This window comes from Brevibacillus sp. FW306-2-1A-C05A, from assembly GCF_058781555.1.
The window spans coordinates 21,989-31,630 of the sequence record NZ_JBYSWV010000051.1 but is presented as its reverse complement, the minus strand read 5'-3'; the positions used below and the strand labels follow the sequence as shown (position 1 = coordinate 31,630).

The window sequence follows — 9,642 nt, the reverse complement described above, 5'->3', positions numbered from 1 at the left end:
CAAATGGACAGTGGCTACCTTTTGCTTGGTTGCTGCCGTTTTTGGTTGTGTAGCTGAAAATGTCATTCAGAATACTTTGACAAATTACGAACGCATTTTTTATGCAACGCTAGTGATAAAATATAATAAAAAGTAAAAGGATGTGCGATTATTGGTTTAGCCAGCTTGATATAGCGGGTAAGTATATCAGACAACGAGACTATGCGAAAAGGTGATGAAGTCGGATGAAAATGCCAAGATTGACCGTTCGAGCCAAGCTGATTGCTTCGTTCTCCCTCATCTTGATTGTTCCCGTGCTCACTCTTGGTTTGCTCTCTTATCAGAGTGCCAAGGATCGGCTGGAGGAACAACTGTTGATGACGGCCGCCGAGAACGTTCGCTTGGTGGACGAGCTGTTGGACCGTACACTGGAGGCGCAATCCCGCGATTTGGAGCTGATCGCTTCCGAGATCGGGAAAGAAGAACTGACGGAGCAGATGAGAAGCTCTGCCCGTAAAAAGCTGCAAACCTTCCACAAACTGCATCCGGACATTGGCGAGGTCTACATCGGCGAGGAAAATGGCAAGATGCTGACGGCGACAGACGCCAAGCTGTCTGCCGATTACGATCCGCGCAAACGCCCCTGGTACCAGGCGGCAATGGCCGAGCCTGACAAGACGATCATTACGGACCCGTACATTGATGCAATTACAGGGAATGTAGTTGTAGGTTTGGCCAAAGCTTTGTCTGACCGTTCGGGCGTGCTTGGAATCGACATTCAGTTGACCGCGCTCAACGAAACCGTGAAACAAGCGAAAATCGGCAGCAAAGGATACATGTCTATTTTCGATGCAAACCGCAAGCTGCTCATCCATCCGACCGGAACGCCAGGCGCTGACGCGACACAGCCGTGGGTGGAAGACCTTTACGCCCAAACCGAAGGGAAGTTTGGCTTTACGGATGAAGGAAATGACGCGAAGGCGACTTTTGTCACCAACGAGCAAACAGGCTGGAAACTGATGGGCGTCATGTACCGCACCGAAGCAGAGGTTGCGGCCAGCCCGATCTTTTACAGAACATTGCTGGTCGTCGCGATTACGATCGTCATTGGAGCGGGAATCGTGTACAGCATTTTGCGCTCGTTGCTGCGTCCGTTGCAACAGTTGACAGATGCGGCGGAAAAAATGAGCCAGGGCGACGTGACCCACCAGGTGGAAGTCAAAAGCGACGACGAGTTGGGCGTGCTGGCGAAAACATTCAACCATATGGCTGAATCGCTCCGTTCCTTGCTTTACTCCGTAAACGATTCTGTCCAGCAACTGGCGGCATCCGCAGAGGAACTCTCGGCAAGCGCAGACCAGACGAGCAAGGCGACCGAGCAGATTGCGACGACGATGCAGGACATGGCGACAGGCACAGAGCAGCAAGTATCGCATACGCAAAAGAGTACCGCAGCCGTCGAGCAAATGTCGCAGCGGATCAGCCAAATCGCCAACTACACGGCGGAAGTGTCCGACACGGCAAAGCAGACTGCAACCGTTGCGGCGGAAGGAAACCGCTCCGTCCAATCGGCAGTGCAGCAAATGACCGCCTCCAGCGAATCAATCCTGAGTCTGGCAAAAGTCGTGGACAATCTCGGAGTGCGCTCGCAAGAAATCGGCAAAATTGTCGATGTCATTACCGCCATTGCTAGCCAGACCAATTTGCTCGCGTTGAACGCAGCCATCGAAGCGGCGCGGGCGGGCGAGTCCGGCCGCGGATTTGCGGTAGTAGCAGACGAGGTGCGAAAGCTGGCCGAGCAGTCATCGGCGTCGGCCGAGCAGATCAGCCATTTGATTGCGGCGATCCAGCAGGAGACAGACAATGCCGTTGACGTCATGGAAAAGAGCAAGCGGGAAGTGACGGAAGGGATTGACAAAGTGTACGAGGCTGGGCGTTCGTTTGAGCAAATCCAGTCTGCGGTCGATGATGTGGCGCTGAAAATTGGCCGAGTCTCCCAGGCTTCGCAAGATATTTCCGAGCAGACCCAGTTGGTCGTCGAGCTAATCAACCATATTTCCGATGTGACCTTGAAAGCTTCGGACGGCACGCAGAGCGTATCCGCAGCAGCAGAGGAGCAGCTCGCTTCCATGGAAGAGATCGCGTCCTCCGCAATGTCACTGGAGCGATTGGCAGAAGATCTCCAGGAGCAGATCGGCAAATTCAAGATTTAAAAGCAAAAACCCGGTGCAGCAGACAGCCTTGTCTGTTTGGCAGCCGGGTTTTTTTGCGAAGTGCGATCAGTCGTAAATCGGCTTGGAAGCATGATCCCAGCCTCCGCTGTCGCCGCCGACCGGACCGCGTGATTCCAGCTCGCGAATCACTTTTACATGCAGCGAAGCGCCCTCTGCACTCAAATAAGGGGCGAGCTGCGAAAACGAATCGTGGTAGTGCAACAGCTCGTTGAGTTCCCACTGTGCCAGCGGGACCATGGTCAACTCGGACAAGTCGCGTCCTATGTACATCGCTTCGTTCCTCCTTTGTCTGTAGCCGCTCGGCTGGCTTTTGGCGTGTTTAGTATGGCTGTTTGCGGCATGGCTTTAGTCAGAGGAGATTTTTGCTCGCGGTAGCAAAAGCAGGAGTGGAGTTGTATAATGAAAAAGTGATTTTGACTTATTAGTACCTGCTGTTAATAGTTGGTGAGTAGGGGGCATTGCTTTTATGAATACGACAAAAAAAGTGGCATTGGTGACTGGCGGGACGCGCGGCATCGGCAAGGCGATTGCGCTGCAGTTGGCCGAACAGGGCTACGATCTGGTCTTGAACTATTTGCGCAACCGTTCCGCAGCGCGCGAAGCGGCTGCTGAGCTGGAAGCAAAAGGAGCGCGCGTGCACCTGGTCAAAGCAAACGTAGGTGACGTAGCGAAAATCAAGGAACTGTTCGCGGAGATCGACCAGGAATTTGGTCGTCTGGACGTGTTGATCAACAACGCGGCTTCCGGTGTTTTGCGCCCGTTGATGGAACTGGAAGAGAGCCATTGGGACTGGACGATGGAAATTAACAGCAAAGCGCTGTTGTTCTGTGCGCAAGAAGCGGCAAAACTAATGATTAAAGGCGGCAATGGCGGGAAGATCGTCAGCCTCTCCAGCCTTGGCTCCATCCGCGTGCTGGACAACTATACGGCGGTTGGCGTATCCAAAGCGGCTGTAGAAGCGATCACGCGCTACCTGGCTGTCGAGCTGGCACCGCACAATATCGTTGTCAATGCAGTTTCCGGCGGCGCTGTGGACACCGATGCGCTCAAGCACTTCCCGAATCGCGAAGAACTGCTCGGCAGCTCCGCGCAACGCACGCCGGCAGGGCGGATTGTAGAGCCGGAAGACCTGGCGAATGCCGTGATGTTTTTGGTTTCGGACAAGGCCTGGATGGTGCGCGGACAAACCTTGATTGTCGACGGCGGCATTTCCCTTTTGACCTAGTTTGTGCTTTTGCGGTGACCAGGAGTTGGCGACTTTGACGTCTCACTACACAAGACAAAGTTGTCCATGTGTTGTACAATAGAGGAAGAAGGTTACGAAGGAGGCAACGTATGCTGATTCGTCCGTTTCGGCTCGGTGACTATTCGGCTATCACAAGTATCTGGCAACAGACGGGTTTGGACCAATCGGACACGGAGTCGTTGAACGATTTGGCCCAACAGTTGGCATGGGACAGCGATTTGGTTATGGTTGCGGAAAAAGACGGCAGAGTTGTTGGGGTCGTGGTCGGCACGATCGACGGAGCGCGCGCCTATTTTTACCGGCTGGCTGTTCTCCCCGAGATGCAAGGTTCCGGCATTGGCCGCGAACTCGTGTCTGCCATCGAAAAGCGCTTCAAACAACGAGGCGTCAACAACGTCCTGATTATGGTCAATCAGGCGAATCCGGAAGTCCTTCCGTTTTACCTTTCGCTTGGCTACGAAGTACAAAAATTTGTTACGCTTTCCAAAAAGCTCTCTTCCTAAAGGAGGCTTGTCCCCATTCAAATAGAGAAGAGAAGAAAGGGGAGAGTCATGTCACCAACTCCGGGCTCCAATATCCGCATTGAAAGCTATAAACACGATCATTCGCTGCACCGCATATGGGACAAATCCACGCTGATTCACACCAGTGATGCGGTGGTGATTGGGGGAAACGATCGGGTCAAGGTGACAGAAGCAGACGGGCGGGAGTGGCGCACGCGTGAGCCGGCCATTTGTACTTTTGGTCGGGGCCAGTGGTTCAATACCATTGCTATGATTCGCGACGACGGCATCTACTATTACTGCAACATTGGTTCGCCCTTCAGCATGAAGGGTCAGCTTCTTAGCTACATAGACTATGATCTCGATGTAAAGGTGTTTCCCGACATGACGTATTCTATTCTCGATGAAGAGGAGTTTCTGTTGCACAGCAAACAGATGAACTACCCTCCGTTTGTCGTGGAAAAAGTACAGACAGCGCTGCGAGAAGTGCTGGACTGGGTAAGCGCGCGCCGCGGCCCTTTTCAGAACGGCTTTGTTCAACGCTGGTACGAGCGGTATCTTTTAGTGCGAGACGATGAGGAATAATCCCTTTCCCGTAAATCCGGGGGAGGGATTTCCTTGTACTGTCCTAAACTTGAAAAAGGCGAAGCACGATCACATACGTGCAAATTTGGCTGTGCCTGAACGAATCGGGCACAGCCAAGTTTCTATGTAAGGGAGGTATGCTGGTTGAGCATACGCCGCTATTTGGCATATGTCATGCCCTATTGGAAACAAATATTGGGGACCATATTCATAGGCATCATCAAATTTTCCATTCCGCTTGCTCTGCCGCTTCTCATCAAATACGTGATTGACGATCTGCTGCCAAGCCCGATTCCCCGCGAGGAAAAGCTGACGCAACTGTTCTGGCTGATGCTCGCCGCGTTTTTGGTGTTTACGGTGGTGCGTGCGCCTGTCGAGTACATTCGCCAATATTACGCGCAGTGGGTGTCCAGCAAAATTTTGTTTGACATTCGCAATCAGCTTTATGCCCATTTGCAGCGGCTCTCGATGCGCTACTACAACAACACGAAGACGGGCGAGGTCATTTCCCGGGTCATTAACGACGTGGAGTCCACGAAAAGCTTTGTGGAGACGGGCCTGATGAATTTGTGGCTCGATCTGATTACGATCGGCCTGACGCTGTTGATTATGTTTTCCATGGACGTCGAGCTGACGCTTGTCGCCATCGTCGTCTTTCCGTTGTACAGTTTTTCCGTCAAATACTTTTACAAAAAACTGCGCCAGTTGACGAGGGAGCGCTCTGCCGCGCTGGCCCGGCTGCAAGGATACTTGTACGAGCGCGTGAACGGCATGGCGCTGATCCGCAGCTTTGCGCTGGAGAGCCACGAGAGCAAAGGATTTGCCAAGGAAAACAACCAGTTTCTGGACAAGGCGCTGGAGCATACGCGCTGGAACGCGCGAACGTTTTCCGTCGTCAATACGGTCACCGATATCGCGCCGCTGTTCGTCATCGCCTACGCGGGCTACCAGGTGATCGGCGGCAGCATGAGCGTAGGGACGCTGGTGGCGTTTTACGCCTATTTGGAGCGTCTGTACACGCCGTTGCGGCGTCTGGTCAACTCCAGCACCGTTTTGACGCAAGCGATCGCCTCGATGGACCGGATGTTCGAGTTTCTCGACGAGTCCTACGACATCGTGGACAGTCCCCACGCGAGCGAGCTGCCTGTTGATCCTGCGACGGGGCGCATCCGGGGAGAAATTCGCTTTGAGCACGTTTCGTTCCGCTACCGGGAAGACGGGCCGCTCGTTTTGCAGGACGTGAACCTGACAATTAAACCAGGCGAGACCGTGGCGATCGTCGGGATGTCCGGCGGCGGAAAATCGTCTCTGATTAGCCTGTTGCCGCGTTTTTGGGATGTGACAGAAGGGCGGATTACGATAGATGGCATCGACATTCGCGAGCTGAAGCAGCAAAACTTGCGCCATCATATCGGCTTGGTGCAGCAGGATAATATTTTGTTTAGTGAATCTGCCAAAATCAATATCCTGATGGGGAATCCGGCGGCGGATCAGCAGGCTGTCGAGGAAGCGGCGCGCGCGGCCAACGCGCATGATTTTATCAGCGAGCTGCCCCAAGGCTACGACACCGAGCTGGGCGAGCGCGGCGTGAAGCTGTCCGGGGGTCAAAAGCAGCGAATTGCCATCGCGCGGGTTTTCTTGCGCAATCCGGGCATTCTCATTTTGGACGAGGCGACCTCTGCCCTTGATCTGGAGTCGGAGCACATGATTCAGGAGTCGCTGGCTCGCCTGACCAAAGGCCGGACGACGCTGATCGTGGCGCATCGCCTGTCTACGATCACGCATGCGGACAAGATCGTGGTCATGCGCGAGGGGCAAATTGTCGAGCAAGGCAAGCACGAGGAGCTGCTTGCGCAAAAAGGAGTGTACCATAGCCTGTGGAGCGTCCAGGATTTTGGAACAGCGTCTGAGACAGGCGCAAAGTGATTGATTGACCAGGGGGGAATGGAGGGAGTTAGATGGAGATATGGCGACGCAATTTATACGTGCTATGTGGATCGCTGTTTGTCGTCATGGTCGCTATGAGCATGATTATGCCGTTTTTGCCGCTCTACATTCAGCAAGACTTCGGAATTGACGATCCGCACCAGGTAACGGCGTGGGCGGGGATCATTTTTGGGGCCAACTTTTTGACCGCAGGGCTGGTGTCCCCGATCTGGGGCAATCTGGCTGACAAGCACGGGCGCAAGATCATGATTTTGCGCTCCGGCTACTTCATGTCGATCACGGTTGCGCTGACGGGCTTTGCCGGAAGCTTGTGGCAGCTTTTGGCGCTGCGGCTGATTAACGGGCTTGTGGGCGGCATCATTCCGGCCAGCACGGCGCTCGTAGCTTCGTCTGTGCCGAAAGAACGGATCGGCTGGGCGCAGGGGTTACTGCAATCGTTTATTACGGCAGGCACGATCATGGGGCCGCTGTTTGGCGGAGTGCTGGCGAATCAGATCGGCTTTCGCATGATTTTCGTGATTACAGGCAGCCTGCTTTTGCTCGCTACTTTGGTCATTACGTTTACGGTAAAAGAGACGTTTGTTCCACCAGAAAAAAAGGACCGCTCCAGCCTGAAGGAAGATTTTCAGATGATCTTTTCGTCCAAAGAGCTGCCGGCGCTCTTTTTTGTAACCGTGATGATCCAGTTTGCGCTGTTCAGCATCGTGCCTGTCTTGCCGATCTACATCTCGCAGTTGGTCAGCTCGGAAGGGGCGAAGGTAGCGCTGTGGGCGGGAATTGTCCAGGCGGCGATGGGGATTGCCAACGTGTTCGCTTCTCCGCAGTTGGGACGGCTGGGAGATCGGTTCGGCTCGCAAAAAGTGCTGTTGTTCGCCTTGCTCGCGGCGGCCTTCCTGTTCATTCCGCAAGGGCTGGTCTGGACGGTGTGGCAACTGGTGGTCCTGCGCTTTTTGCTCGGGCTGTCGCTCGGCGGCTTGCTGCCTTCTGTCAACGCGCTGCTGCGCCGCGCAACCCCTGCGCATATGGTCAGCCGCGTCTACGGCTACAACAACAGCTTCGTCAGCATCGGGAGCATGCTCGGGCCGATGATCGGCGGCTTTATGGCCGGGTACGTGAGCATCAACGGCGTGTTTTTCATGACGAGCGCCTTTTTGTTCATCAACGCGGGCTGGGTGTACTACAGCTTTTTCCGCAACAAATCTGTACAGTCTACAGAATCCGGAATAGAATAAGGCATATGTGACGAAACGAGGTGCACCTCCATTGTGATGAGAAGTCGGCAGGAATAATTGCATATTCCGTCAGGACGTCGGGAACGGTCCTGAACCGACAGGAGGTTGTGCATCGTGTGGCATAGACGATTCGTTTGCCTCTGGGCGGGTCAGACATTGGCCAATCTGGGGGATGTTTTTTACATTGTGGCGTTCATTTCGGTCATCTACGCGGCGTCCGGCTCGGTGATGTACACGGCGTTTGTGCCCGTAGTGATTTTGTCGGCGCAGTCTGTCAGCGGCTTGACCGCGCCGCTCTTTTTTCGCAGATGGACGCTTTCGCGCATGCTCGTCTTGTCGCAAGCGCTGAAAACGGCATTGCTGGCGGCAGCGGCTGTTTGCGTGGACAGGGAGACGGGGACGCAATGGCTCTGGCTGCTCTACAGTCTCGGGGCGATGATCGCCTTCATGGACGGCTGGGCAAACCCGGCGCGCAATGCGCTGGTGCCGCAGCTTGTGCTCCGCCAAGAGCTGATGCGAGCAAACGGCCTGCTCGCGACTTCCGATCAGACGGTTCATTTTGCCGGATGGGCGGCAGGGGGCTTGCTCGTGGCCTGGCTGGGAGCGAGCACCGTTCTCTGGGGCACAGTGGCCGCCTACGTCTTGGCAACGCTCGCCATGCTGGGAGTCAAGCCCAAGCTGGCTAATGCCGAAGGCGAAGCGGGCTTGCGTGTCTCTCCCCAGCAGCCGCAGGGAGATTGGCTTACGGGCTGGAAAACGATCCGCAATGTGCCGCTACTGCGGCAACTGGTGGCGCTGGATGTCGTCATGGGCATCGCGGGCGCAGTCTGGATCGCGGCGATTTTGTTGCCTTATGTCCTGGAAGTGCTGGGGCAGGGCGAAGAGTGGTGGGGATACATCAATGCGGGCTACCTGCTTGGCTCGATCATCGGCGGCACTTTGCTTTTGAAGTACGCCGGGCGGATGAACCGGCAGTTGCCGCGCTGGCTGGTGGCGGGAGTTAGCGGTTCCGCGCTCATGACCTTGCTGTTTGGCAGCACGCCTTACCCTTTGGCGGCTTTGCTGTTTTCCTTTGCGCTTGGTCCGTTTCTGGAGATTGCGCTGGTGAGCAAGCAGACGATTTTGCAGCAGGAGACAGAGCAAGCGGCATTGCCTTACGTCTTGTCTGCAAAAGGCACGCTCGACGCGCTTGTTTTCGGGCTGTCCTCGCTGGTGATGGGAGCTTTGGCCCAGTGGCTCGGCACGCGTGCCGTTTATTTGCTCTCTGGTCTGCTGCTGGCGGTGGCAGTTGGCTTGGCATGGCGGCTGTGGCAAAAGCGGCCCGCGCATGCAGGTGAGCAGGAGCAGGGGCAAACTTTTTAAAAGGCGATACCCTCTGGCGAAAGCTGGAGGGTTTTTTGCTACAATGATCGAACACACCAGCATTCGCCTGCGGGAAAAAAACATTCTCCCGATTCACGATCAGCGGCATGCGGAAGGCGGCTTTACGACGGTGGCAGACGACTACGACGAGGTCACGGAAGCGGTGCTCGCCCATGACTTTTTGATTTTCGCCACGCCGATTTACTGGTACGGCATGTCCGGCCATATGAAAAACTACGTCGATCGCTGGTCGCAAAGTTTGCGCGACGAACGCTATGCGTTCAAGGAATCGCTCGGACAAAAACAAGCCTACGTCATCGCGACGGGCGGCGACCAGCCGCGGCTGAAAGGGCTGCCGCTGATTCAGCAGTTCCAGTACGTCTTTTCCTTTGTCGAGATGCCATATGCGGGCTACATCATTGGCGAAGGCAACAAGCCGGGGGATGTGCTCGCAGACGCGCGGGCCGTGGCCGAGGCCCAACAACTCAACGCATGGCTGAAGGCCAGGCTGTAGCGGCTGGATGTTAGAAAACGTGGCTGCGCCAAGTCTTTGG

At 55.1% G+C, this 9,642-nt stretch carries 9 protein-coding genes; 8 read left to right on the top strand and 1 reads right to left on the bottom strand.

Annotation, left to right across the window (positions count from 1 at the left end; translation table 11 throughout):
* Positions 1-224: 224 nt before the first annotated feature.
* Positions 225-2,192: a methyl-accepting chemotaxis protein gene (locus AC3WJN_RS22015; RefSeq protein ID WP_035317571.1), complete on the top strand. Its 1,968-nt coding sequence runs from the start codon at positions 225-227 to the stop codon at positions 2,190-2,192.
* Positions 2,193-2,258: 66 nt separating this feature from the next.
* Here AC3WJN_RS22015 and yfhS read toward each other — a convergent pair whose 3' ends face one another.
* Positions 2,259-2,483, bottom strand: coding sequence for a mother cell protein YfhS (gene yfhS, locus AC3WJN_RS22010; protein ID WP_005827690.1), 225 nt, complete (start codon positions 2,481-2,483; stop codon positions 2,259-2,261).
* A gap of 196 nt (positions 2,484-2,679) precedes the next feature.
* Here yfhS and fabL point away from each other — a divergent pair, with 196 nt between their 5' ends.
* From fabL to AC3WJN_RS21975, 7 genes are all read left to right on the top strand, one after another.
* Positions 2,680-3,438, top strand: coding sequence for an enoyl-[acyl-carrier-protein] reductase FabL (gene fabL / locus AC3WJN_RS22005; RefSeq protein ID WP_005827692.1), 759 nt, complete (start codon positions 2,680-2,682; stop codon positions 3,436-3,438).
* A gap of 110 nt (positions 3,439-3,548) precedes the next feature.
* Positions 3,549-3,962 (top strand): GNAT family N-acetyltransferase, encoded by a 414-nt coding sequence (locus AC3WJN_RS22000; RefSeq protein ID WP_005827693.1) that lies wholly within the window; start codon positions 3,549-3,551, stop codon positions 3,960-3,962.
* 48 nt (positions 3,963-4,010) lie between these two features.
* A complete protein-coding gene (locus AC3WJN_RS21995) occupies positions 4,011-4,547 on the top strand; it encodes a DUF402 domain-containing protein (protein ID WP_005827695.1) in 537 nt (178 codons plus the stop codon).
* A gap of 144 nt (positions 4,548-4,691) precedes the next feature.
* Positions 4,692-6,473: an ABC transporter ATP-binding protein gene (locus AC3WJN_RS21990; RefSeq protein ID WP_005827697.1), complete on the top strand. Its 1,782-nt coding sequence runs from the start codon at positions 4,692-4,694 to the stop codon at positions 6,471-6,473.
* 32 nt (positions 6,474-6,505) lie between these two features.
* Entirely contained in the window at positions 6,506-7,726 is a 1,221-nt protein-coding gene (locus AC3WJN_RS21985) for an MFS transporter (RefSeq protein WP_007786767.1), read from the top strand.
* A gap of 114 nt (positions 7,727-7,840) precedes the next feature.
* Positions 7,841-9,088 (top strand): MFS transporter, encoded by a 1,248-nt coding sequence (locus AC3WJN_RS21980; RefSeq protein WP_007786768.1) that lies wholly within the window; start codon positions 7,841-7,843, stop codon positions 9,086-9,088.
* A gap of 43 nt (positions 9,089-9,131) precedes the next feature.
* Positions 9,132-9,602 carry a flavodoxin family protein gene (locus AC3WJN_RS21975; protein ID WP_007786770.1) on the top strand — a complete coding sequence of 157 codons (471 nt, stop codon included), beginning with the start codon at positions 9,132-9,134 and terminating at the stop codon, positions 9,600-9,602.
* Positions 9,603-9,642: the final 40 nt, after the last annotated feature.